Raw genomic sequence first — 25,703 nt, forward strand, 5'->3', positions numbered from 1 at the left:
TTACAGAAGTATCTGACGCTGGCTATACTTAGCGATTTTATAGAATAGATCTTTTGGATTGAACGGCTTGGTAACGTAATCGACCATACCGACCTTGACGGCCCGGTCCTGGTTGCTGAATGTGGCCGAAGCCGTCAGCGCAATGATCGGTACATCGGGATCCAGCTTACTGATTTCGTAGGCCGCTGTATAGCCATCCATTTCTGGCATCTGAAGATCCATCAGAACCAGGTCAAACTGCCCATCCCGGTATTTGTTGACGCCGATTAGACCATTTTCTGCCGTTTCTACGTCAATCCCCCACATGGTCAGAAACTTCATCGCCACCTTTACATTCACGGGGTAATCCTCAACCAAAAGAACTTTCAGCCCTTTTAAGGTCTTGTTATCGACGGTATCGGGCATTGCCATTGCGGGTACAGCTACACGACTGATTCCCAGATCGAGGGTGAACGAAAAGGTTGCTCCTTTGCCTTCCTCACTTTTTATCTGAATGGCGCTCTCATACAACTCAAGCAGCTTTTTGGTGATTACCAAGCCCAAGCCCGTCCCCCCGAATTTTCGGGTCGTGGCCGAGTTAGCCTGCGTAAACATCGTAAAAATGGCTTCCTGCTTGTCCTTAGCAATGCCTATGCCCGTATCCTGCACCGATATGTAAATAGAAGCCCGTTCTTCGGTGCGGTGCTCCAGAGACAGCTCTATCGTAATCGTACCTTGGTTCGTAAACTTGATAGCATTAGACACTAGGTTGGTTAGTACCTGCCCAATTCGCAGCGAGTCGCCAACCAGCGAATCAGGAATGTCGTCGTCGATCATCAACCGGATTCGGTTACCGTTTTCCTGCGCTTTAGCCTGCTGCGCCCGTTTGATGTTTGAGACAAGTTGCTTCAGATCGAAATTGATTTCCTCAAGTTCAACCTTCCCGGCTTCTATCTTGCTGAAATCCAGAATATCATTGATCAGCGCTTGCAGGTGTTCGATGGAAAACTGGAGAGTTTTTAGATTTTCAGTTAATGCCAAAGGCACTTCCTCCTGCATCATCAGGTACGTCATGCCAACGATCCCGTTGAGCGGGGTGCGGATCTCGTGGCTCATCATCGACAGAAAATCCGACTTAGCCTGTGTGGCGTTTTCGGCAACTTCTTTTGCATTCCGTAACTCCGCTTCAATCGTTTTCCGGTGTTCAATCTGCCGCTGCAAAAAACCAACTAAACCGATTAGATTGTTCGGGTCGAAATCCGCCATAGATTCACCCTCCGGAACTTCGATCAGATGAATGGCTTCCATGAGCTTTTCTACCGACTGGCGTCGCTGGCTAACCTCGTCTTTCAACTGCTGATTTATCGCTGAGTATTCGCGTTCATTAAGCAGGGCCGAGTGTTCGAGCAACTCTTTATCCCGGTCAAAATTGAGGTACGAGTCATTGACAGCTTTAATAAACTGCTGAAAACGTTCGTGTTCCAGGCATTCCGGGGTCAAATGACGGTTTATCTGACGGATCAGGATTTTGTGCAGTGAATTAACGTTCATTACCGCTCGGAAAGGATGGTTATGGTCATGGTCTGATTGTGTAATTCGCCAGGACTGTCCGGCCCCGCCGGCGCAATTTCTCCGTACGAATAAAACCCGGTCATTATAGGCTGATGACCGAATATTTCACGGGCCACTTCAACCTCTTCCTCCGTACGTTGCCCCAGGATAAGTTTGCGCCCAACGCAGCTGATAAGCAGGGCCAGTTCGGGCGTTTCTCCCAGTTGTTGAAGGGATGCCTGAGCCGCCGTGGCCGACGCTTCGACCAGCCGATCCAGATTGGCGCGCATAAATCGGACGCGGGAACCCTGCGGGATGTCGCCAGCAAACGTCATGCTTTTCGTCGTTTCGTTAATGGACAAAATTGTCCTCACCAGCGGTTGTGAGTCAAGCGTCGTTCGGATCGACAAGGGAAACAACAAAGCCGTTCCGGGCAAGCCATCGGCGTATTTTCCCAGATAGTCTTTGTATAGATCAAGAGCAATGCGGTCGTCTATCTGAAACAATTCGTTGTAGGATGATTTGGTCACTTCACGTTCAGGACCGAACACGTCCCAGCCCCCCACCGATCCATGCCCTATTTTCAACGCCGAACCATACAAGCCAACACCTACAACTTTGCCTGAAACAGGATTCTGATTCAATCCTACCAGTGTTCGTTCAAAACGGTCGCCGTCACCGGCTAACCCACCAATTACGGGAACCAGGCGGTTCAGGCATTGGTTGCTGGCTTCAATTAGATCACTCCCATTGACAACGCCACCGTCCGAGATGAGGACAATAGCGGCCAGATTATCGTCACTCAACGCGCAGGCAATCTGTTCACCAGTCCCGTAGCTTTCTTTGTAATCAGCAATATCTATTTGAACCGCCCGAACGGTTGTCTTCTCAAACTCAATGGCTGTAACAACCAGGGTATCGTCATAAACTTTATCGGCAATTATTTCCCCTGACGTAGAGTTGATGACAATGTGCGCTGTCGGGTAGAGCTGACGCAGGTGTTTGTAATGATCACCCTCTTCCAATAACCTTCGTTCGCCAAAGGCCAAAACAAGCTGCGCCTGTTCGGGCCGAAAATCCGGCGTTCCTGAAATCGTTTCCCAGCTGCCACCGACAAACCTTGTCTGCCCTATTCTCATCGTGTGTAATGACGTGTGTACATCTCGATACACATTATCTATATAAGTACAATTCTACGTAATTATATAGTTATTTTTACTATATAGTAATACATTATATTTATATATTTATTTTATCGCAATGATATAGCTACTAAAACGTAGGTTTACCAAATTACCAGTCTGGCCAAAAGGTTATGACAATGTTTAGCGGTAGGATACGACTGCGAACCCGTATCTTTGTCCAATGGATAAACCAGACCAATCTCCCCGGAGACGCGGTGAACGCACCGACGTTAATTTAACCGTTTCAGAACCAGTCGAACTAATGACGTTTCTGATTGCGCAGTTGCCTCACAAGAATAGAAATAACATCAAGTCTTTGCTAAAAAACAAGCAGATTCTTGTTGATGACAAAGTATATACGCAGTTCAATCACCCCCTACGGGCGGGGCAGATCGTTACGGTAGCCGCCAACCGAGCCCCTCAAACGTCTCAATATCGGGGTCTTACTATCCTATTTGAAGATTCGCACCTGATTGTAATCAACAAACAGGCTGGTTTGCTATCGATGGGTACCGATAAGGAAAGAGACCGCACAGCCTACAGCATCTTAAGCGATTACATTAAGAAAGAGAATCCCAAGAACCGGATTTTTATCATCCACCGGCTCGACCGTGAAACGTCTGGTGTGATGATGTTTGCCAAAAGCGAGAAAGTACAGCGGTTGATGCAGGAATCGTGGAACGCGACGACCAAACAGCGAACCTACGTTGGCCTGGTAGAAGGCATACCCGAACCACCAACCGGTACGGTTGTTTCGTACCTGCGCGAAAGCAAAGCTCTGATCGTTTATTCAAGTCAGAATCCGGATAACGGCCAGTTGGCGGTTACGAATTACAACGTTGTAAAAAGTGCCAACGGCTACGCGCTGCTCAATCTGGAATTAGAAACGGGCCGAAAAAACCAAATCCGCGTTCACATGCAGGACATTGGTCATCCAATCGTGGGCGACGCCAAATACGGGGCCACATCGGACCCAATCGGACGCCTGGGTTTACACGCTGAGGTACTGGCTTTTGAGCACCCCATCAGTGGCCAGCCCATGCGGTTTGATGCCCCTGTGCCGAAGAGTTTTTTAAGCGTTGTAAAGGAACGGGAGGCATAGCCGTGTAGGTAAACCGCTATTCGGTAACGATTGGTTTTTCGTGCGTTGTTCTACCTGAAAGCGAATGCTTCCACCCCTCAATCTCCGGCTTCGGCATTCAAAAATCGGCATTCGGCCAATTTCATTTCCCCACGTAGATTCATCGACGCACCTTTGACCTGTCAATCCCGAATGTCATGAAAAGGTTATTACTATCTATACTCATTATCGGTTCAACGGCTGCGGTTGCCCAGGTGCCAACGAGTGGGACACCCACGACGCCGGCAGCCCGGCCAGACCCGTTTGCTACGCCTGCCAATACGACGCCTTCCAGTACAACCGGTACGCCTTCAAGCCCAGATACATTTACGCTGCCAGCAAGCCCGACGCGGGACGATTTTTCGGCTCCTGCCGATAACCAGCCCAGACCAGGAACGACCGGTTCGGAAGCGGAGCCTATCGCCCGTGGTAACGGCAAAATCACGGGGGTTCTGGTCGATTCGTCGAGTAACAAACCCGTCGAATTTGCGACCATTGCTGTCCTGAGTACCGCAACGAACAAGCCAATTGACGGAACAACGGCTGACGCAGCCGGTAAATTCGTGCTTCCCAAACTGGCTCCCGGCAAATACCGGCTTTTATTTACGTTCATCGGTTATAAAGACAAGCGTTCCAACGTCATCACCATCGAACGGGGTAGCGACATCAATCTGGGCACCATCAAGATTTCGTCAGATGTCCGGACGCTTAAGGAAGTGAATGTAGTTGGTCAGGCCGCCATGATCGAGGAGAAAGTAGACCGGCTTGTGTACAACGCGGACAAAGACATTACGGCGAAAGGCGGTGACGCTACCGACATTGTGCGGAAGGTACCGATGCTTTCGGTGGATATGGATGGAAACGTTAGTTTGCGCGGTAGCAGTAACGTAACGGTTTTGATCAACAACAAGCCCTCTACCATTGTCGCCAGTAGTGTAGCAGACGCGCTCAAGCAGATTCCAGCCGACCAGATCAAAACCGTTGAAGTGATTACCAGCCCCTCGGCTAAGTATGACGCGGAAGGATCGGCGGGGATCATCAACATTGTAACCAAGAAAAATACACTACAGGGTGCGACACTTAACGTTGACGGTGGCGTCGGAAACCGGGGTAGTAATCTGGGATTGAACGGTAACTACCGCGTCGGTAAAATGGGCTTCAACCTGGGTGGTTTCGGTCGGACAGAATACAACGTTCGGGGATCGTTCGCGAACGACCAGACTACCTTATCGAACTCAGGCAGCAGCGTACGGACCCTTCAAACGGCCAACACGTTGAGTCAGCGCTTATTTGGTAATTTTCAACTGGGCTGGGATTACGACATTGATAAAAACACCTCGCTTACGGCCAGCCTGCGTTACGGAGCCCGAAACGGAAACACGAACCAGTATAACCTACTGACCCAGACGTTCCAGTCTAGCGGTTATTTCCCTTCGATCAACAACCGGAATGTACAAACCAAAGACCTGTCGGGAACGGTCGATGCGAACATAACGTACACCAAGACGTACAAACCACAGCAGGAGTTCAGCATCCTTGCGCTGTACAGCCGTAACAACCGTACCAACGATTTCGTGGCGGATATTCTGAGCGGTACTGATTTTGAGACGATCACCTCCCGGCAGAAAAACGACAACAATAGCTACAACCAGGAATCGACCTTACAGCTTGACTATCAGACGCCCATCAAAAAGAACCAGCTGCTCGAATTTGGTGCTAAGGGGATTTTTCGTCAGGCGAATAGTCAGTACCAGTATTACTTTGCCAACGGAGCCGAAAGCGATTACCAGATTGATCCAACTCGCCTAGGAAACACCCTGCTTTACGATCAGAACATAGCGGCTTCTTACCTGTCTTACACGCTGACCACAAAAAACAAATTTACGATCAAGGCGGGTGCTCGCTACGAATACACGTTCATCAACGCGAAGTTCAGTAACGAATCAGCCGGGCAGTCAACATCCATTCCCGACTACGGAAATATCGTACCGAGTATCAATATTTCCAAGAACATTGGCGGTGGCAAGATTATCAAGCTGGCTTATAACCGCCGTATTCAGCGTCCCGGTATTCAGTTCCTGAACCCGAACGTCAACGCAGCTAACCCGACCAATATTACGCAGGGTAACCCGCTGCTATCGCCCGAATTGACCGACAACGTTGAGTTCAGTACCAGTACAAACATCAAAGGACTGTACCTGAACGCTTCCTTGTTTGCCCGGCGTACCAACAATGAAATTACAGCGGTGCGGGATGTGTCGCAGCAATCGTTTGGCGATGTCGTCAATCCGGTTCTTCAACAGGTGATTCGGACTACCTACCAGAACGTCGGTCATCAGGACGCCTACGGATTGAACCTGTTCGGTAATGGCACCTTGTTTTCTAAACTACAGCTTGGTGGCGGTATTGATCTGTACCACGTCAGTCTGACCAACAACAATACCAACCCGATCTATGCAGCGTCAAACTCAGGCTGGGTCATTTCGGGCCGTATCAACGGCACAGTATCGCTCGCAAACGGTTGGGCATTCCAGGCTTTTGGCGGCATGCGGGGTAGACAAGTTCAATTGCAGGGCTACCAAACCAGCATGTATTTCTACAACCTGGGTGTTCGAAAAGACTTTAACAACAAAAAAGCCAGCCTTGGTCTCGCTGCTGAAAACTTCCTCAACCATCCGTTCACGATGCGTTCAGAACTCTCGTCGCCCATCCTGACCCAGAATGCAACGACGAACTTCTACAACGCTGGTGTCAAGCTGACGTTTAGCTACAAACTGGGCAAAATGAGTTTTGACGCTCCGCGCAGAAGTCGGCGATCAATCAATAACGACGACGTGAAAGAGGGTGATAACGGCGGTGGCGACAACGGCGGTAACGGAGGTGGTCAGCAACAACAGTCTGCTCCGGCGGGCAATGGCGGTGGCAGCCGCAGCGGCCGTCCCCGGTCCTAAAAATCGTTGATCGTAGTGGTTAATACGCGCTATGATCGTTAGTTCTTAATTAGAATAGGTTGGTGGCAATCCCTCTGGTTTTACTGGAGGGATTCCTTTTTTTAGGACAGATACGGCTTACCATTCTGCCCTACTTACCGTTCCCGGACATGACTATCTGCAACGAACGGATGCGAATCAGCGTATGAAAAGACAGGTGGTTCCTACTACTGTTGCCACCACTAACCGGCACGGAGCTCACCGTTTATCATCAGTTTGTTAATTCTGTGTAAAATTCGACTAATTAGTAAACTCTGTTGACTAGTTTTCGGTTAGATAAGCATGATGCACTCCTACATTCAAATTCAATGACCTTTCTCATACGGACTTTCGTTCTTCTGAGCCTGCTGTTTATCGGTTGGCCACAGTTGACGATGGGCCAGACAATCTACACAATTAGCGGTCGCGTTACCGATGCAGCGACTGGCGAGGGCATTCCTTTCGCTAGCATTGCGGTAAAAGGGTTAACCAATGGTACAACCTCTGACGCCGACGGTCGCTATAAACTACAATCAAAGCAACTTGCTGATTCTATCCAGGTCCTTAGTCTCGGCTATCAGACGCGTACGTATCCGCTAACAGGTGCCGTTACGCAGATCATCGACGCGCAGTTAATCGCTACGGCCACGAAACTTCAGGAAGTAAAAGTGTACGCCAAAGGGGGCGATCCTGCCTACCGGGTGATCCGCGAGACGGTACGCCGACGAGACCAGTTTAATCCAGCCCAGCTATCGGCCTACCAGTACGACAGCTACACCAAGATCGAAGGGTATATCAACAACTTCGGCCAGAAACGCAAAAAGAACCGAAGACCAGGGCCAATCAACCGGCTACTCGGTAAACTCCCATCCATCACGGACGAAAACGGACTGCCCGCCGTTCCGGTGTTTATCTCCGAAACGTTCTCTAATTTTTTCGCCCGCAGCAAGCCCGAAAAGGTAAAGGAAAAAGTGCTTAAGTCGCGGGTTACGGGGGTTGGCATAAGCGATGGCGGTTTGATTGCCCAGCTTACGGGCGTGTCGTTTCAGCAGTACAATTTTTACCGAAATTCGATTTACCTTTTCCTGAAAGATATTCCTTCGCCAATTGGAGCGCAATGGGAAACGGTGTATACCTTCCGGCTGAAAGATACCGTTGCCGTCAATGACGCCGTATGCTACGAGATTGAGTTTACGCCTAAACGTGCTAGTGATCTAGCGTTTACCGGCACCGTTTGGATCGATACGCTGAGGATGGCACTAGCCCAGGTTGATGCGCACGTTGATAAGAAAGCGAATATCAACTTTGTGGATGAGCTTCACATCGAACAGAATTGGGAAACGCTGCCTTCGGGTCTTCGATTTCCGACGCAAACCCAGGTCACGATAGACACCGAGCAGCCGACACCACGCGCGCCGGGAGGCTTGGTTCGCTTTTTCTCCACCGCTCGCAACATTGTCGAGAACCAACCCAAAGACGTAGGGTTCTACGACCCTTCTATTGAACTGGCCGATGACTACCGGCAGGCCGATCCAACCTATTGGAAAAGCGTTCGGCCCGATTCGCTTTCACCCAGTGAATGGCGGGCGATGCAAGTGGTTGACTCGGTACGCAATGTACCCATTATCAAAGTGGCGGGCGAGATTATCAAACTTGGCGTCATCGGCTACAAACCCATCGACAAACTTCATATCGACATCGGTCCGCTGCTTTATTCGTACGCCAACAACAACGTCGAAGGAAACCGGTTCCGGCTCGGGATGCGAACGAATACAGGATTTAGCCGGAAATGGCTTCTCAGCGGTTATCTGGCTTACGGCACGCTTGACCAGACGTTTAAGTACAGCGCCAATATCGAGTACATTGCCAGTCGTAAACCGTGGACTGTCTTCGGCGTTCGACGCACCTACGACCTGGAGCGCATTGGCATATCGGCGGACAATATCGGTAACAACTCCTTGTTTGCCGCTTACTCACGCTTTGGCACCATCCGCCGTCCGTACTATCAGGAAGAAAATCTGGCGTATTTCCGACGCGAAATGGGCCGGGGTTTTACGCAGACGTTGGCGATACGCAACCGTACCTTTGAGCCCTTGTTTCCTTTTGCTTTCCAGCCGCAAACACGGGATCGCGACCAAACCATTCGGGATAGTTACCGAGTCAGCGAACTGATCTCCGAGACACGGTTCGCTCCCGACGAAGTAATCCTGCAAAATGACAACGTCCGGGTTAGTACCGGCGCGGTGCGCAAACCAATTTTCACCTTACGCTATACGCTCGGCGTTCGCAACCTGCTGGGCGGTGACTTTACGTACCATCGCGTTGCGCTGACCATGAAACACTCGTTCCGGATGGGTGTTCTGGGGCGGTCGTATTACAGCCTGGGTGCGGGCATTATTCCATCGACGGTGCCTTACCCGCTTCTGTACACACCGCTGGGTAACGAATCGGTGTTCTACGTCGGCAACGCGTACAACCTGATGAATTATTTTGAGTTTGTCTCCGACCGTTGGGCGACGGCGCAGTATGAACACAATTTTGGTGGTCTGCTCTTCAACCGGTTGCCGTTATTGGGTCGGCTCAAGTGGCGGGAACTGGTAACGGCTCAGGTATTAGTCGGTAGTGTATCCGCCAGTAACCTGGCCATGATCCCCGGCACAGATGCCCAGGGACGCACTGTGGAAGGATTTAACTCCTTAGGCCGCACGCCCTACATCGAAGTCGGGTACGGAATCGACAATATTTTCAAGGTGCTCCGGGTTGATGCCATTCATCGGCTTACCTACCGTGATAATCTCACGCGCACGGGTATTCCCGTCACGCCTTTCGCGATCAAGCTGTCAGGCTGGCTTTCCTTATAGCGGCTCGCAGTTATCCCGACGACCGCCCCCCAAGACGAAGAAAGTAAATTAGCCCGCTTCTATCCGGAGCGGGCTTTTGACTATTAAGCTACGGTTGCTGCTAACACCTCATCGACGGTTAGCCCATCGAGCGACGGAGCCACCAGATCGGCCTGTGTCAATACGTCCGGCGAGCCAATACCGACCACGAACATACCACCCCGCTTACCAGCTTCAACCCCCGCAACCGCATCTTCAAACACGACGCATTCGGCGGGAGAGACTTCCAGTTCAGCGGCTCCTTTTAGAAACACTTCCGGGTCCGGTTTACCCTTGGAAATTTTTGTTCCGTCAATAATCGCGTCGAAAGCCTGGCTCATACCGATCCGTTCCAGAATAAGCGGAGCGTTTTTACTGACCGAGCCAAGAGCCGTTAACAGATTGGCTTTGCGCACCTGCGAAAAGAAAGTAGCGACGCCCGGTAAAATATCTTCGGAGGTCATCCGGCCAACAAGATCCAGATACCATTGATTTTTCTGTTCGGCTAGTTCAGCCTTTTGTTCGTCGGAAACCGTCAGGCCACCGTGAGCCAGAATAATATCAAGCGACTCCATGCGGCTAACGCCCTTAAGCCGTTCGTTAAATTCCTCGGATATATCGAATCCGAGTTCGTTGGCCAGCCTTTTCCACGCCTGATAGTGGTAAGTAGCCGTATCGACAATGACGCCGTCGAGATCAAATAAAAACGCTTTAATAGGACTCATTCGCATGTAATTACAACAGATCGTAAATGTAGGCAGATTTCACGGTAGGCATTAGCCCATCCGGTTAGATAACACCAATTCTGGCAGACAATTCAATCTAAAGTATTCCTGCCCACCTTTTGTTGTTTTCTTCCCAATTAAAACTTATCCGCTTAATCAATATTTTTTGCCAATGCCAATTTCGAATCGTTTACTTTGCATTGCAAAGTACTTTCAAATAAGATCAAAAATGGAACAGTCATCGGCCTCCACCAATTCCCAGTCTGTATTCGACCACATCAACCGCTGGACCCGGACATCGATAATGCTTAAAGCCGGCGTAATCGGGTTTCTCGTTTTACTGTTGCTAATTCCAACCGGGATGCTCCGTTCGCTGATCTCCGAACGGGAAATGACGCGGAACGCGGCCATCGCAGAAGTGAGCAGCAAATGGGGCAATGAGCAGGTTATTGGCGGTCCTGTCTTATCCGTTCCTTACGAAATAGCGGTAAAAGACAGCAAAGGGCAGAATCAGATTCAAACAACGTACCTTCATTTTCTCCCCGATCAACTCATGTTCGACGGTGATGTCAGACCAGAGAAGCGCAATCGGGGAATTTACACCGTCATGCTTTATAACACCCAGCTGACGATCCGGGGTACGTTCAAAAAACCCTCGCTCACGTCGATGGGCCTGCCAGCGGGTACCGCCCAATGGGACAAAGCGTTTTTATCCTTAGGGATCAGCGATATGAAAGGCATTCGTAACTCCATTGCGTTTACTGTTAACGGTCGCCAATTGCCTGCCGAGTCGGGCATTCCAACCAATGATATCGTTTCTTCAGGCGTTAGTGCTCCTGTTCAGCTTGACGCAGCTACCTACCGTTTTGAATCGAAATTAAACCTGAACGGAAGCAGTCAGTTGAGTTTTCTGCCGTTTGGCAAGGAAACCCAGGTAAACCTTCGTTCCTCCTGGTCGACTCCTAGTTTTACCGGCTCGCACCTGCCGGATAAGCGCACCGTAAGTACGCAGGGATTTCAGGCTTCGTGGAACGTATTAGAGTTCAACCGCAATTTCCCCCAGCAAGGTATCGGCAATTTTCTGAATAAATCGAACGTAAAGGTGGCGGACAACGTACCCCTGTTTGGCGTTAAATTGCTGGTTCCCATCGATGAATACCAGAAGACAACCCGCTCCGCCAAATACGGCATTCTTTTTATCTTCCTAACGTTTGTTTCGTTCTTCTTTATCGAAATCCTCGACCGTCGGCGTATTCACCCCATGCAATATTTGCTGGTTGGTTTTGCCATATGCCTGTTCTACGTGCTGCTCTTGTCTATTTCTGAGCATATCTCGTTTGATTGGGCCTACCTGATTAGCAGCGGGGTCATCTTAACGCTGGTCACTTTTTATGTACGCTACGTATTCCGTAATCTCCGCCTGACCATCCTGTTTAGCGCTATTCTGACCTTGTTATACGGCTTTTTCTATTCGCTGCTCCAACTGGAAGACTACTCGCTCTTGCTGGGCAGTGCGGGGCTACTCCTGATTCTGGCGACTACGATGTATTTAACGCGCCACGTTGACTGGTACCGGGCCTATGACCCCGAGCGGGCAATAGCCTAAGTGCCTGGCCCGTTCAGACTATCGGCATGTACACGGATAGTCTGAACGGGCTACCCTTTTGTTGCGCGTTAGGCGGGAAGATAGACGGTAAAAGCCGCTCCTTCGCCTAACCGGCTTGTTACCCGAATCGTCCCATCGTGTTGCTCGGCCACTCGCTTCACAATTGCCAAGCCGATACCTGTGCCGGAAAACTGCTGTCGATTGTGCAGCCTCTGGAAAACCTGAAAGATCTGTTCCGCATACTGCTGATCGAAACCAATACCGTTATCAGCGACACAAATGGCCCAGTACGACCGATTGATCGGCAAATCCGCCTGTAGGTCAGCGGGCAACTCGTCGAAAACCGTTAGCCGGGAGGATAGCCGCACAACCGGCGGAACAGGGTTTCCAGCCCCGTCGACCCGGCGGAACTTCAACGCATTTGATAATATGTTCTGAAACAGTTGACGCACCTGATGGCGGTCGCCCATGAGGTCCGGCAACTCGGAGATGTCAAGGCGGGCGTTCGTTTCCTGAATAGGGTGCCACAAGTCTTCGACAATATCGTCGATGAGCTTACCAAGCGAAAAGAGCCGGAACGCATGCCGCTGTGACGATAGCTGAGAGTAGTCAAGCAAATCGCGGATCAATATGGACATTCGTTCGGCTGATGCCTGCATTCGTGTTATCAGTTCTCCCCCTTCCGCACCAAGCATCGATGCATAACGGTTCTGTAACATATCCCCAAACGACTGAATTTTGCGCAGCGGCTCCTGCAAATCGTGACTGGCGATGTAGGCAAATGACTGCAAGCTTTCGTTCGACCGTTTCAACTCCAGGTTAGCCGCTTCCAGCTGTTGTTGATAACGTCTGCTTTCCGAAACATCCACGTTTGCAATCACCACACCATCACCCGCTTTGGCCGTAATCCGTAGCCACCACTGATCGCCGATTATCAACTCGGAACGGTCCGTCTCACCCGTTTCAACGACGCGTACATACCGGGCAAATTCGTCGATTTGCTGCGCAGGCGTTGTAACCTCAAAAAAAGTCTTGGTCAAAATGGCGTCCGCCAATTCACCCCACATAGCGATGCATTGCTGATTAGCCAGAACGGTTCGGAAATTCTCAATTTGACCGTCTTTTCCCCGCATCGCGGCATGAAGTGAAATCGCAGCCTGTGCATTGTCCAGTACCGTTTGCAACAACTCCGCCTGCTGGGCGAGTTGTCGTTCGGCTTGTTTGCTGGCTGTACAGTTTATCAACAACAGGACAAGCCTATCCGGCCCCTGACGTACTACCGACAGTTCAAGCCATGTCTCCGGAACAGCTACGTCGATATACCGATGTAGCGTTTGCTCGCTCTCCCCGGTCTCGACAACCCGTGTGTACATGGCGAACAGGCCGATCTCAACGCTTCTGGGCCATAACTCAAGCAACCGCTTGCCAATTAGTTCGTTCGGCTTTACAAACAGGGCGCTTTCTACGTTCGATGTTGCATCCAGTACCCGAAAGTCGATCACCTGTCCGTTATCGTCGCGAATAGTCGCTAACGTAATCAGGCAATTCAACGCTGTTTCGGGAAACGGCTGGCAACCAGTTTCAGTTACCGCTTGTCGCCGGGGCGGGTCCGTAAACTGAGACTGATTCATAGTTGGAATGAGTTAGATAAACTATAGGTACGAATGACTTCTTAAAAATACATAGTTTATACCAATCTCAACCAGCAACAACACGTTTACAAACTCCGGCTATTTTGTCAGTTCAAGTACCAACGCCGTTTTTGCGGGTAGTTTGATCAGTTTTAAATCGCTGATGGTTTCATCCGTGAGCACATTTTTAGCTGCCGTGACGCCATTCATTCGTTCGACAAACCGGCTGGTATCGAGCGAAATTTCTTTCTCGTTCGTATTGGTAGCGATCATCACAGTTTTGGTGCCGTCGTACCGGAAGTATACGTACGTTCCATCCTGTGGTAAGTACTGCATCAGCTTGCCGGAGTGCATAACAGGATTGCTACGTCGGTAGGTTGCCAGCTTACGAACGAACAGGAACGCTTCGTTTTCGCGATCGGTACGACCAGCCGTTTCGAATTTGTTTTCTTTATCACCCGAAAAACCACCCGGAAAATCCTTACGCACCTCCGCATCCGACGGGCTTTTAAAATTCTTCATCAAAATCTCGGTACCGTAGTACATTGACGGAATCCCACGGGTCGTCAGCAGCCATGTCAAACCGATTTTGTATTTGTCGAAATCCTCGCCGATGACCGACAGGTAGCGGTCGGTGTCGTGGTTATCCAGAAACGTTACCAGCTTGGTAGGGTCCTGATAAACGGCATCCTGCGCCAACGCCTGATAAAACCGGTTAACGCCATCGCTCCAGCTGAATTTCTGCTTCAGCGCATCCAGCATCGAACTGTACAGCACAAAATCAAGCCCGCCCGGCTGATTCGACTTAAACGGAAAATCAATTTTGTTGCGTGTGTAATACGCCTGATCGACAACGTTATCTACCCACGATTCGCCAAAAATGTGAATTTTCGGGTACTCGTCCAGCAACGCCTGATTGCAGCGGTTCATAAACGGCTGATCGTTGTACATGTAGGTGTCCACGCGCCAGGCATCGACGCCAAACGTCTCAACTGACCACAGGGCGTGCTGAATCAGAAAATTAGCAACGAATGGGTTGCTTTGATTCAGATCGGGCAGAAACGGCACGAACCAGCCATCGGTCGTCACCCGACGGTCGCTTTCGGCACCATGCGGATCCGTAATCGGCTGGTACTTGTACGATGTATTCGTGTAGGTCGGCCACTGATGCACCCAGCTTTTCATGGGTATATCTTTCAGAAACCAGTGGTTGATACCAACGTGGTTGTACACCGCATCCTGCACGACTTTCAGGCCAGCCGTGTGCGCTTTTTTGACAAAGTTTTTATAGGCTTCATTGCCGCCCATACGCCGGTCAATTGCGTAATGATCCGTGAATCCGTACCCGTGGTAGGCCGACCGCATCGACCCGCCCTCGTTGGTCAGCGGCTGATCGTTTTCGAGTACCGGCGTAAACCAGATAGCGGTTGCTCCCAGGTCTTTGACGTAATCCAGATGCTGACCAGCGCCAGCCAAATCACCACCGTGCCGGTAAAACGGGTTGCTACGGTCGGCGTTCGGGTCGGCCATATCGGAGAACTTATCATTCGATGGATCGCCGTTGGCAAAGCGGTCGGGCATAATCAGGTAAATAAAGTCAGCGGCCGAAACGCCTTGCCCTTTCGGTGATTTGTCCCGTGCGTTGAGTTCGAAGGACTGGGTTAACGTCTGGCTTCCTCGCTTACCCACCAGCTGAAGTGTACCTGGTTTTGTGGTAGGTGCAATCGTTAAATCAAGAAATGCGTAATTAGGATTTTCGACGGTATGCGCCTTGACAAGCTTTACGCCGGGGTAATTGACGGAATACGTCAACGTACCGGCATTTGGCCCGTAAAGGAGCAATTGTACAGTCGAACGTTTCATGCCTACCCACCAGTTGGTTGGATTGACCCGTTGAATTTGGGCGTTCTGCGCCAGTACGAACGCACTATTGACCACTAGAACAATCAGTAGTGTAAGCTTGTATATAAGGTGGGTTCTCATCTAAACGCTGTTTTAGCGAAATGATCGAAGAATAATGCAACAAGAACGCAAAAATAACCCAAGTTTTTCATCGAAAAAGGCCATAATTTTGCGTTTTATCAGTTCCTATCATCCGTAACTTCTCATAATTAATTTTCATGAATACGACTTCTGTTGTCCCCATTATGGACAAACTGATTATTTATCAGATTTTTACTCGCCTGTTTGGCAATCAGAATACAACCAACCGTCCACACGGTACCCGCGACGAAAACGGCGTTGGCAAATTCAATGACATTAACGATGAGGCTCTTCGGGCGATCAAACGGTTCGGTGCATCCCATGTCTGGTACACGGGCGTCATTGAACACGCGACGCAGACCGATTATTCGGCTTACGGTATCCGTGTCGATGATCCGTCGGTCGTGAAAGGGCGGGCGGGTTCACCCTACGCGGTTAAAGATTACTACGACATTGACCCTGATCTTGCCGTCGATGTTCCAAACCGAATGGCGGAATTTGAAGCGTTGGTCGAACGTACGCACGCCCACGGACTCAAAGTAATCATCGATTTTATTCCCAACCACGTAGCGCGACAGTATTATTCGGATGTGAAACCGGCGGGCGTTGTCGACCTGGGTGAGAACGATGATACGTCGGTTGGTTTTGCGACAAGCAATAACTTTTATTACCTGCCGGGCGAAACCTTTGTATCGCCCGAATCCCGTTCGGACGGAGCTGTTTCACCGGGCGGCCTGCACGAATTTCCGGCTAAGGTTACCGGCAGCGGTTCCATTACGGCGGCTCCTGACATCAACGACTGGTACGAAACCGTTAAGCTCAACTACGGCTACAACGTTTTCGACGGCAGCATGCATGTCAATCCGGTTCCGGCAACCTGGCACCAGATGCTTGACATTCTGTTGTTCTGGGCAGAGAAAGGAGTCGATGGCTTCCGCTGCGATATGGCGCATTATATCCCGCTTGAGTTCTGGCAATGGGCCATCAGCCGCGTCAAACAGAAATACCCCCGTATTATTTTCGTCGCCGAAATTTACGATCCTGCCCTTTATCGCCCCTTTATTTTCGTGGGTGGCTTTGACTACCTGTACGATAAAGTAGGTCTGTACGATGCCGTTAAGGAATTGATGGAAGGCGACAGTAACGCTTCCTGCTACAAAATTTCACGGGTATGGCAGCAGGAGTCCGGCGATTTTGCTCAGCACATGCTGCGCTTCCTGGAAAACCACGACGAGCTACGGATTGCTTCGCAAGCCTTCGCAGGTAATCCGTGGGCAGCAGTTCCGGGCATGACCTTGTCGGCGACCATGCACACGGGTCCGTACATGCTGTACTTTGGTCAGGAAATCGGCGTTCGGGCCGAGGGTGCGGAAGGGTTCAGCAGCAACGATGGACGTACCACCATTTTCGACTATTGGGGGTTACCCGAATGGCAGGGCTGGCTCAACAAGGGTCGTTACGACGGTGGGGGATTGTCCGAAGAGCAACAGCAGCTTTGGGCTTTTTATCAGCAGTTGAACCACCTCGTCAACAGTTCGGATGCTATTCAGAACGGTTACTTCTACGATTTGCAGTATGCCAATGACAACGGCCAGAGCGCTGGTTACGACGCACACCAGTTGTACAGTTACCTGCGTCATACCGACCGGCAAAAACTCCTGATTGTCGTTAACTTTTCAAATCGGAACACCTACGAGACAACCGTTCGTATTCCGTATCATGCCTTCAACACAATGGGTCTGGACTCTTCGCGGACTTACCAGTTAACCGATATTTTCCTGACCAATACGACGATTGAAGCCGCTGGAACAGAAGGATTTTCGTTGATAATGCCGCCCCATAGTGTCCAGATTTTTGAAATAAAATAGTGATTAGACTAGAGTTTTCTAGTCTAATCATTGAGTTGATTATAGTACAGTTGTCATTTACCATTCACCCATGATAAAACGATTTACCACGCTTCTTCTGATTTTTTCTTCGACGGTTTTGTGGGCACAGGAGTCGGTATCTCCTGAGCTGAAAGCGGTGTCGATCACGGGTGGAAAGACACCGTCGGAAACAGCGGTGACTATTGGTAAACAGTTTTTGGGTTATCCATACGTGTCGCATACGCTGGACGCCAGTCCGACGGAGCAACTTGTGGTCAATTTACGCGAATTCGACTGCACGACCTACCTGGAAACGGTACTCGCTTTATCGCTGGCCTGGCACGATCAGATCGAAAAAACGAACCTCGCTTCGCTGGATCAATCGTTTCGCAACTACCTCACCAAGCTTCGCTACCGCGATGGCCGGATCGAGGGGTACGCCAGCCGTTTGCATTACTTTTCGGACTGGCTTCGCGATAACGAACGTAAGGGTCTTCTGATGGACGTAACGCGTGAACTGACCGGTAGTATCTCCGTCGCGAAACCTGTGTCGTACATGACTACGGCAACGTACAAGTACCCGCGCCTGACGGATCCCGAGATTTTCAAGCAAGTCGCTCTCGCTGAAGCGTCGATTAGCCAGCAGTCTTTTTATTTTATTCCGACGAAAAACATCCGGCAGGCAGAAGCCCAGCTCCGCGAAGGCGACATCATTATGCTGACAGCCGCCCGGCCCGGTCTGGATATGAAACACGTTGGCCTGGCGGTAAAACATCCCGATGGCCGGATTCATCTGTTGCATGCGTCTTCGGATCAGGCAGCCGTCGTCATTACCTCGTATTCGTTGAGCGAATACGTACAGGGCCACAAACGACTTTCCGGGATTCGGGTCGCCCGACTTCGACCCACTCGTGATCTGGCAACCGCTGCCGTCGAAACAAATTAATAAAAGACAGGAGGTGAGCTAGTGGCTCACCTCCTGTCTTTTGACCTTACTCCTAACAACCGGCAAACGCTTCTCTTTTGCGCTTACACGAATTCGCGGCTACATTCGCAACTATAGTTCAGGCCTGATCGTTATCCATCAGCTATTTTTCTATTGGCTGATCTAGCCACAGGCATTTCGCACAACCGGCAACCTTAGTAACCAAATACGCACTTGACCGCTCTTTCGCCCGCCGAACGTCTTTTCATCCAGGATCACTTAACCGATGATGTACGAGCGCTGTCTCTGCGCCCACAAGCCGCCGGTATCGATACAAAAAAGGTTATCGCCCAGATTGCCGCCCGTCAGAAAGCGCGCGAAAAATTACCCACCTGGTACGCAAACGACGCGTTACTTTTTCCACCCGCTTTATCGGTCGAGCAGGCTTCTTCTGAACGAACAGCCCAGTACAAAGCCTCGCTGGTTAGCGGAACGATGCTAATCGATCTTACGGGTGGTATGGGCGTAGACACATGGGCGTTCGCGCAACGCATCGACCGGGTTGTGTATGTTGAGCAGCAGCCCGATCTGGCGATGCTCGCAGCCCACAATTTACCAGTACTGGGTGCGACGAATGTTGACGTACAAACCGGAAATGGCTTAGCCTTGATCGACCATTTCGCCCAGGCTGCCGACTGGATCTACCTTGACCCGCACCGACGCAACGAGCAGGGTGGGAAAGTTGTCCGCTTAGCTGATTGCGAACCCGACCTGTCACGTCCTGATACGATTGCAGCCTTGCTGAAAAAAGGAAATCGGCTATTAGTAAAAGTATCACCGTTACTTGATATCGACTCGACCGTCCGAAGTTTGTTTTCGGTTGAAGCGGTGCACATTGTTGCCGTGCAGGGCGAGGTAAAAGAAATACTCCTGACGATAGGACACCAGCCGGTATCCGCCAGCTCGGTCGAAGTCGTAGCCATCAACCTAACGGCAACGGGTAACACGGTTTTCCGGTTTCGTAAAGGCGACGAAGCCGGGTCAAATGTCAGGCTGAGCGATCCGCAACAGTACGTGTACGAACCGAACGCAGCGATACTGAAAGCCGGGGCCTTTCGGCTGGTGGCCGATCGATTTGATCTGGCAAAGCTGGCTCCGAACAGTCATCTGTACACGGGCAGCGAGCTGAAAAGCGATTTTCCGGGCCGCGCCTTTCAGCTTGAGCACGTGATCAAATCAGACCGAAAGCAGGTAGAATCGATATTACCAACGATGAAAGCAAACCTGACAGTCCGAAACTTTCCTCAGTCAGTGGCCGACTTGCGGAAGAAATTAAAGTTGAGCGAAGGTGGCGACACGTACATCCTGGCGACTACGTTGCAAAACGGCGATAAACGATTGTTAGTCACGAAAAAAGTGGCCTGACTTAACCACTCATTCTTGTAAGTCAATGAACGTAATTCGTAAATCAAACACGCACATGAAACTCCTATCACGCATCACACTACTGCTGGCGCTTATTGTTGTTCTTGGAAAAGCCAATGCCCAAACCGTTTACGCAGGAGAAACCACGGTTGATAAAAACAAGCTACCGGGTCTGTACCTGACCTTGCAGGGTGACGGCAAGCAACTGGAAAAAGATTGGGAAGAACAGCTTAAAACTTACGGACGAATGACGGCTTCGCGCGGCACCTATCGCGTACCCAATGCGGACATACAATCCGTTTCGCCCGAGCCGATCAACCTGACCAGCACGGTTAAGTCAACCAGGACCTCGGCTACCATCTTTGTCGCCTTTGATCAGGGTGGCGGAAATTACGTAACGACTGGCAACAGCAATTACGCGGCTGCCGAGCGGCTGTTAAAAGACTTTTCAGAAAAGAGCCTGTTCAACCAGGAAGTTCGAACCGCAGAAACGGGCTTTGACGAAGCGCAGAAAAGTCACCAGAAGACGGTTCGTAACGGCGAACGGCTCCAGCGCGAAATCGAGCAAAACGCCAAAGAGAAAGAGCGACTCCTGAAGCGTATTGACGATAACGCTAAAGAATTGGAACAACTTCAGAAAGACATCGAAGCTAATAAAACCGAGCAGGAAAACGCCACGACCGAGTTGGAAAACCGCAAAAAGAATGTGGAAGCGGTCAAAGCAAAGCGCAGCAATTAATTGCTGAAAGTGGGTTTGGGTAATTGGAAAGCTACGTTGCTCCGATTACCCAACTTCCCTTAGTTTCCTTCTTTAAAAAACACCCGCTTCACGCGTTCGCTGACTCCTGTCAGTAGCTCATACGGGATCGTACCAATTTGCCGGGCCAGTTCGGTAATCCGTAGTTCATCGCCAAAGACAATCACGTCGTCACCCTCGGCGGCAGGAGCTTGGGTAACGTCAACCATGGTCATATCCATACAAACGTTACCCACTGTCGGGCACCGAACACCGTTGATCCACACGTGCCCTACTCCATTCCCTAACCGGCGGTCAAAACCGTCAGCGTAGCCAATAGCGAGGGTAGCAATCCGGGCATCGTGGTCCAGCACGCCCCGGCGGCTATACCCCACTGATTCGCCCGCTGGCACAGCCTTGATCTGGCTAATGACCGTGTGCAATGTTCCTACCGGACGAACGGCCTCTTTGTCGAGCTGGCTGGACTCAACACCGTACAAACCAATCCCCAGCCGCACCATGTCCAGTCGGTATTCCGGAAATCGTACGATACCCGCCGAATTGAGCAGATGACGCGTTGGCCGGTAGCCTAAGCCCGCTTCGAGTGCCGCCGTAGCCCGCAGAAACGTTTTAAACTGCTGCTGCGAAAATGAATTGAATTGCGCTTCATCCGCCCCTACCAAATGACTGAATACCGTCTCTACGCGCAAGTTTGAGTAGCTTTTCAGGTACTCGATTACCACGGGTAGCTCGTCTTCAAGAAAGCCCAGCCGGTGCATCCCCGTATCAATTTTCAGGTGTATCGGACACGGTTTGCGCTGCGCCGACCGCGATGAGAGAGCTACTGTCTCTGCCTCTGTATGCTTAGCCACAAAACTACTCCACTCCTTCAGCAAGCGTATGCTGTAAATTTCCGGCTCAAGACTGTATTCAAGCAGCGTCGCAAAGGTTTCCGGTGCAGGATTCATGACCATGATCGGTAAATCAATGCCGTGCTGACGGAGCGAGACCCCTTCATCAGCGTACGCTACGGCCAGATAATCGACTCGGTGGAACTGCAATAACTGAGCGACTTCCGCGCTGCCACTGCCGTACGCAAATGCCTTCACCATCACCATGATTTTGGTATTGGCACCGACCTTTTCCCGGTAGTAGTTCAGGTTATGGGTAAGCGCATCCAGGTTAATTTCGAGCAACGTACCGTGTACTTTTCGTTGCAACCGGTTGACGATTCGCTCAAAAGAGAACGGCCGGGCCCCTTTTACCAGAATATCACTATCCCGCAGTTCACGGACCGAAAACTCGGTTAAAAATGCGTCGGTCGTTGGAAAGAAAATGCTACCGTCGGCAAAAAAACGACGATTCTGGGTAAGTACGGGTCCGATTCCGATAAATTGCTCAACGCGATTCGCCCGAATCAGATTCGCCACTTGTTCGTATAGCTCCGATTCCGGCTGCCCCGACTGTAACACATCGGACAGGATAACAACACGTCGTCCGCGTGTACTCTGCTGATTGAGAAAGCTAAGCGCTAATTGCAAACCCGCTACATCGTTGTTGTACGAATCGTCGATCAGTACGCAGTTGTTGATTCCTTCTTTCAACTCCAGGCGCATCGAAACGGGTCGTAACCGATTCAGGCGGCTTTGCAGGGCGTCAGCATCCAGAACGCGCAACGTAAGCATCGCGACGATGCAATGCATTAAGTTTTCAACCGAAGCCGGGTCGGTAAACGGAATCGTAAGCAGAACCGTACCAAATGGCCCGCTGAGCGTCAGTCGATCCTGTTCCAACGTCGCCTGACAAACAGCCTCCCTCCCCGTCATGGACCATGTTACAAACCGCATGTCGGTGTTTACCGCTTTCAGAAGTAGGTTTGCTTCTTCGTCAATGTCGGCGTAATCGGCGCAGTAAATAAGCGTTTCGGCATGGATAAATAACCGCAGCTTTTCGGCAATTTTTTGTTTGCGCGTCCGGAATCCTTCGTCGTGTGCGGTACCGATGTTCGTAAAAATGCCGATTGTCGAGCGAATGATTGCTTCCAGCGCCTGCATCTCGTGCGGCCTGGAAATGCCCGCTTCGAAGATACCCAGCGTATGGCTTGCGTTGAGTTGATGTACCGACAAGGGTACGCCCAACTGCGAATTATAACTTTTGGGACTTTTGGCAATCACAAAATCGTCGGCCAGCAGTTGCGCCAGCCACTCTTTTACAATGGTTTTGCCGTTGCTACCCGTGATACCAACAACCGGTATGCGGAACTGGCGTCGGTGTTCGGCGGCTAAGGTCTGCACCAGCTGCAAACTACTGTCAACCTCCACAAATTGGGCGTCGGCATAATCGATTAGTTCCGCCCGGAGGTCGGGCATGAGCGCCGACCGCTCGACGACAAAAAAGCGAATGCCTTTCTGGTACAGCTCGCCAATAAAATTATGTCCATCGTGGTGTTCGCCCTGAATGGCAAAGAAAACCGACTCCCCCGATTGAGTCGTCGTGGCCTGTTCGCCCACCTGCCGCGAATCGGTAATCCACCGAAATTTATCTAACTGAAGTTCCTGCGTTGTCATACATCAAATTCAAGCGGTCATGCTCTGGTCCATGATTGTCCCGATTGAATCTGTTCCTTATTTCTTACCCAACAGAACTGGCGCAAAGCCTTACATCCAGCCCCGTCGTTTGAAATAAATAACTTCTCCAACGGCAATCACAACCATGCTAAAAAGCACCCAAAAGTAACCGGTTTTTGTTCGTAGTTCGGGCATATTGTCAAAGTTCATCCCGTAAATACCCGCAATGAAGGTCAGGGGAATAAAGATGGCGGATACAATCGTCAGCGTTTTCATGACGGAGTTCATGCGGTTACTGACAATCGAATAATACACATCCATCAAGCCCGAAATAAGCTCGCGGTACGAATCCAGCGATTCGATGATTTGGTTGATGTGGTCTGAAAGGTCGTGCAGATAAGGAAGCGTACTGCGGTCTATTAAAGTCGATTCCTCCCGCAGTAACACACCGATCATATCACGTAGTGGGTAAATCGTCCGCCGGATAAAGGCCAGTTCGCGCTTGAGTGTGTACAGGATGGACAGTGTTTGCTGGTTGGCCTGCTCGCGAATAATTTGCTCTTCCAGTTCATCCATTTTTTCGCCGATACGCTCCGTAATAAGCAGATAATGATCGACAATTACGTCCATAAGCGCATACAGCAGGTAGTCAGCCCCATTGCGCCGGGTTTTACCCGATGAAGCTTTGATGCGTTCGATAACGGTCTCAAAGATATCCTTCGTCCGTTCTTCCTGGAACGAGATCAGGTAATTTTTTCCCAGCACCAGACTAACATGTTCGGCCTCAATGGCCTGCCGCTGACGGCTATGGTGTAGCATTTTCAGCGTTACAAACACCACCGTATCGTCGTAGAGGTCAATCTTCGGCTTCTGTTCGGTGTTCATCACATCTTCCAGCAGCAGCGGGTGCAACTGGTATTGCTGGCCAATTACCGAAACGACCTTTTGCTCGTGAATACCATCCACGTCAAGCCAGTTCACGAAAGACGTTGCCTCGTTTGGTAATCGACACGCGCTTAGTTTGACGATTTCATCAACATGGTATTCAGTCGCGTTGTATTCAATGCGTTTGATCTTTGTTGCGTGATCAATATCGGCCCCTACATAGGTAAGTGTACCGGGTGATGTACCGAGTGTTTTCTCAGCGGAACGATAGCGTCGGTGTTTCGACATAAGTAATCAATAAATAAAGTATACCCAGTCGAAAAGCTCGCTACGGACGGTACGTCAACCGGTAACAACGCTCCGTTCGTAGCCAGTTCCGGTAATCGCTTGCTGTATTTTACAGTAGATTAAGCAACGGAAAACTTCTTTTCTGGGTCAACGATAAACCAACTACTTCCTGCGTTGTCGAATGTTCAGAAAATCGTCGTTTACGCCATGATTCGCCTGCTCCTACTCTTCATTTTGACCAGCACTGGCTTAGCCGCGTGCAGCAGTGGTCAGACCGCTTTCAGGCGGGGAAACTTTGATTTGGCGGTCAAACGAGCTTCGCAGCGGCTTCACCAGTGGCGGGGTCTGGGTAAACGTGGCTATACGAAAGCACCACTCGTACTTAAACAGGCGTTCGAGCGCGCGTATGAGGAACACCAGAAAGCGATCAGAAACCTGTCGTCGCCGTCGAATACCAAAGACTTTCCGTGGGAAACGATTTACAACGAGTACGAAAAACTACAAAGCCTGACCAACAACGCCCGAACCTGCGAAGCCTGTGCCGAGTGGCTGGCTACTTACCCCACTTCCTACGCTGACCGGCAGCAGGAAACCCGCCAACTGGCCGCAGCCGACCGCTACGAACTGGCCGAGCAGGCATTCGCCTACCGGGAGGATAACCGGCTGGCGGCCAAGGATGCTTATTTCAATTACCAGAAAGCCCTGTCGTGGGTTCCTAACTTCCGCCAGGCCAGTGCCAAGGCGCAGGATGCCCTCCCGTTTGCTATTCTGCGGGTCGTCGTCGAACCGTTATCGCCAACCTCAGAAATCAGCGCTGCCGACAACCGGGAGCTGGAGCGTATGATTTTTCGGCAGATCGACCGGAATGAAGCGCCATCACCGTTTGTCCGGCTTTACCGGCCCGACGAATCGGCGGGCGATGGCTTTCCGATTCACCAGGCGGTGCAAATGCGGGTGTCCGATTACGTGCCTATCCGGGATAATACGACCTCATCTACCACAACCGTATACAGCAACCAGACGTACAAGGTTGGCGAAAAGAAAATCAATGATTCGACCAAGGTGGACGTGATGGAAAAGGTAAGCGGTAGTCTGACAACGTACCTCCGAACAATTAATGCTGAACTTACGATGCGACTGCGCGCCATCGACACGCAAACGGGCAAAACCATTTGGGAAGACAGCGTATGGGAAACGCGCAGCTGGCAAACCGAGTGGCAAACTTTTAGCGGTGACGACCGCGCACTGAATGGACAATCGCTTAAAAGCGCCAATCTGTTTCCTCCTTCGCGCTGGCAACTCTACGACAGCCTGAGCGACGAACTGGCCGATGATGTCGTCAGGCGATTGCGCTCCAAGTACGCAAAAGATTGACGGTTTTC

The 25,703-nt window shown here is 50.7% G+C and carries 16 protein-coding genes; 9 read left to right on the forward strand and 7 right to left on the reverse strand.

Annotated features, from left to right (window positions below):
- Nucleotides 1-1,530, reverse strand: a complete 1,530-nt coding sequence (locus M0L20_RS00770) for an ATP-binding protein (protein ID WP_232558920.1) — start codon at nucleotides 1,528-1,530, stop codon at nucleotides 1-3.
- Nucleotides 1,530-2,669, reverse strand: a complete 1,140-nt coding sequence (locus M0L20_RS00775; RefSeq protein ID WP_232558921.1) for an FIST signal transduction protein — start codon at nucleotides 2,667-2,669, stop codon at nucleotides 1,530-1,532. The genes M0L20_RS00770 and M0L20_RS00775 overlap by 1 nt, the downstream gene beginning before the upstream one ends.
- A 226-nt stretch (nucleotides 2,670-2,895) precedes the next feature.
- On the opposite strand from M0L20_RS00775, the gene M0L20_RS00780 reads away from it, so the two are divergent.
- The 3 genes from M0L20_RS00780 (at nucleotide 2,896) to M0L20_RS00790 (ending at nucleotide 9,664) form a co-directional block, all read left to right on the forward strand.
- Nucleotides 2,896-3,816 carry an RluA family pseudouridine synthase gene (locus M0L20_RS00780; protein ID WP_232558922.1) on the forward strand — a complete coding sequence of 307 codons (921 nt, stop codon included), beginning with the start codon at nucleotides 2,896-2,898 and terminating at the stop codon, nucleotides 3,814-3,816.
- A 176-nt stretch (nucleotides 3,817-3,992) separates the two neighbouring features.
- Nucleotides 3,993-6,785 (forward strand): TonB-dependent receptor, encoded by a 2,793-nt coding sequence (locus M0L20_RS00785; RefSeq protein ID WP_248475210.1) that lies wholly within the window; start codon nucleotides 3,993-3,995, stop codon nucleotides 6,783-6,785.
- Between the two features lie 347 nt (nucleotides 6,786-7,132).
- Nucleotides 7,133-9,664 carry a DUF5686 and carboxypeptidase-like regulatory domain-containing protein gene (locus M0L20_RS00790; RefSeq protein ID WP_248475211.1) on the forward strand — a complete coding sequence of 844 codons (2,532 nt, stop codon included), beginning with the start codon at nucleotides 7,133-7,135 and terminating at the stop codon, nucleotides 9,662-9,664.
- An 83-nt stretch (nucleotides 9,665-9,747) separates the two neighbouring features.
- On the opposite strand, the gene pgmB is transcribed toward M0L20_RS00790, so the two are convergent.
- Nucleotides 9,748-10,407 carry a beta-phosphoglucomutase gene (gene pgmB / locus M0L20_RS00795; RefSeq protein ID WP_232558925.1) on the reverse strand — a complete coding sequence of 220 codons (660 nt, stop codon included), beginning with the start codon at nucleotides 10,405-10,407 and terminating at the stop codon, nucleotides 9,748-9,750.
- A gap of 229 nt (nucleotides 10,408-10,636) precedes the next feature.
- Here pgmB and creD point away from each other — a divergent pair, with 229 nt between their 5' ends.
- Nucleotides 10,637-12,013, forward strand: a complete 1,377-nt coding sequence (gene creD, locus M0L20_RS00800) for a cell envelope integrity protein CreD (protein ID WP_248475212.1) — start codon at nucleotides 10,637-10,639, stop codon at nucleotides 12,011-12,013.
- A gap of 68 nt (nucleotides 12,014-12,081) precedes the next feature.
- Here the strand turns inward: creD and M0L20_RS00805 are convergent, their stop codons facing one another.
- Nucleotides 12,082-13,644, reverse strand: a complete 1,563-nt coding sequence (locus M0L20_RS00805) for a sensor histidine kinase (protein WP_248475213.1) — start codon at nucleotides 13,642-13,644, stop codon at nucleotides 12,082-12,084.
- A gap of 99 nt (nucleotides 13,645-13,743) precedes the next feature.
- Complete coding sequence (locus M0L20_RS00810; RefSeq protein ID WP_248475214.1) at nucleotides 13,744-15,627, reverse strand: glycoside hydrolase family 13 protein; 1,884 nt, start codon at nucleotides 15,625-15,627, stop codon at nucleotides 13,744-13,746.
- 137 nt (nucleotides 15,628-15,764) lie between these two features.
- Between M0L20_RS00810 and M0L20_RS00815 the strand changes: the two genes are divergently transcribed.
- The 4 genes from M0L20_RS00815 (at nucleotide 15,765) to M0L20_RS00830 (ending at nucleotide 20,584) form a co-directional block, all read left to right on the forward strand.
- On the forward strand, nucleotides 15,765-17,495 hold the full coding sequence (locus M0L20_RS00815) for an alpha-amylase family protein (protein ID WP_248475215.1): 1,731 nt from the start codon (nucleotides 15,765-15,767) through the stop codon (nucleotides 17,493-17,495).
- Nucleotides 17,496-17,565: 70 nt separating this feature from the next.
- Complete coding sequence (locus M0L20_RS00820) at nucleotides 17,566-18,441, forward strand: N-acetylmuramoyl-L-alanine amidase-like domain-containing protein (RefSeq protein WP_248475216.1); 876 nt, start codon at nucleotides 17,566-17,568, stop codon at nucleotides 18,439-18,441.
- A gap of 213 nt (nucleotides 18,442-18,654) precedes the next feature.
- Nucleotides 18,655-19,845 (forward strand): THUMP-like domain-containing protein, encoded by a 1,191-nt coding sequence (locus M0L20_RS00825; protein ID WP_248475217.1) that lies wholly within the window; start codon nucleotides 18,655-18,657, stop codon nucleotides 19,843-19,845.
- A gap of 55 nt (nucleotides 19,846-19,900) precedes the next feature.
- Nucleotides 19,901-20,584: a hypothetical protein gene (locus M0L20_RS00830; RefSeq protein WP_248475218.1), complete on the forward strand. Its 684-nt coding sequence runs from the start codon at nucleotides 19,901-19,903 to the stop codon at nucleotides 20,582-20,584.
- A 59-nt stretch (nucleotides 20,585-20,643) separates the two neighbouring features.
- On the opposite strand, the gene M0L20_RS00835 is transcribed toward M0L20_RS00830, so the two are convergent.
- Both M0L20_RS00835 and corA read right to left on the reverse strand, forming a co-directional pair.
- Nucleotides 20,644-23,148: a bifunctional UDP-N-acetylmuramoyl-tripeptide:D-alanyl-D-alanine ligase/alanine racemase gene (locus M0L20_RS00835; RefSeq protein WP_248475219.1), complete on the reverse strand. Its 2,505-nt coding sequence runs from the start codon at nucleotides 23,146-23,148 to the stop codon at nucleotides 20,644-20,646.
- A 90-nt stretch (nucleotides 23,149-23,238) separates the two neighbouring features.
- Nucleotides 23,239-24,321, reverse strand: a complete 1,083-nt coding sequence (gene corA / locus M0L20_RS00840) for a magnesium/cobalt transporter CorA (protein WP_232558934.1) — start codon at nucleotides 24,319-24,321, stop codon at nucleotides 23,239-23,241.
- Nucleotides 24,322-24,528: 207 nt separating this feature from the next.
- On the opposite strand from corA, the gene M0L20_RS00845 reads away from it, so the two are divergent.
- On the forward strand, nucleotides 24,529-25,695 hold the full coding sequence (locus tag M0L20_RS00845) for a hypothetical protein (RefSeq protein WP_248475220.1): 1,167 nt from the start codon (nucleotides 24,529-24,531) through the stop codon (nucleotides 25,693-25,695).
- The last annotated feature ends 8 nt before the right edge of the window (nucleotides 25,696-25,703 follow it).

Source organism: Spirosoma liriopis, assembly GCF_023196085.1.
Lineage (GTDB): Bacteria > Bacteroidota > Bacteroidia > Cytophagales > Spirosomataceae > Spirosoma > Spirosoma oryzicola.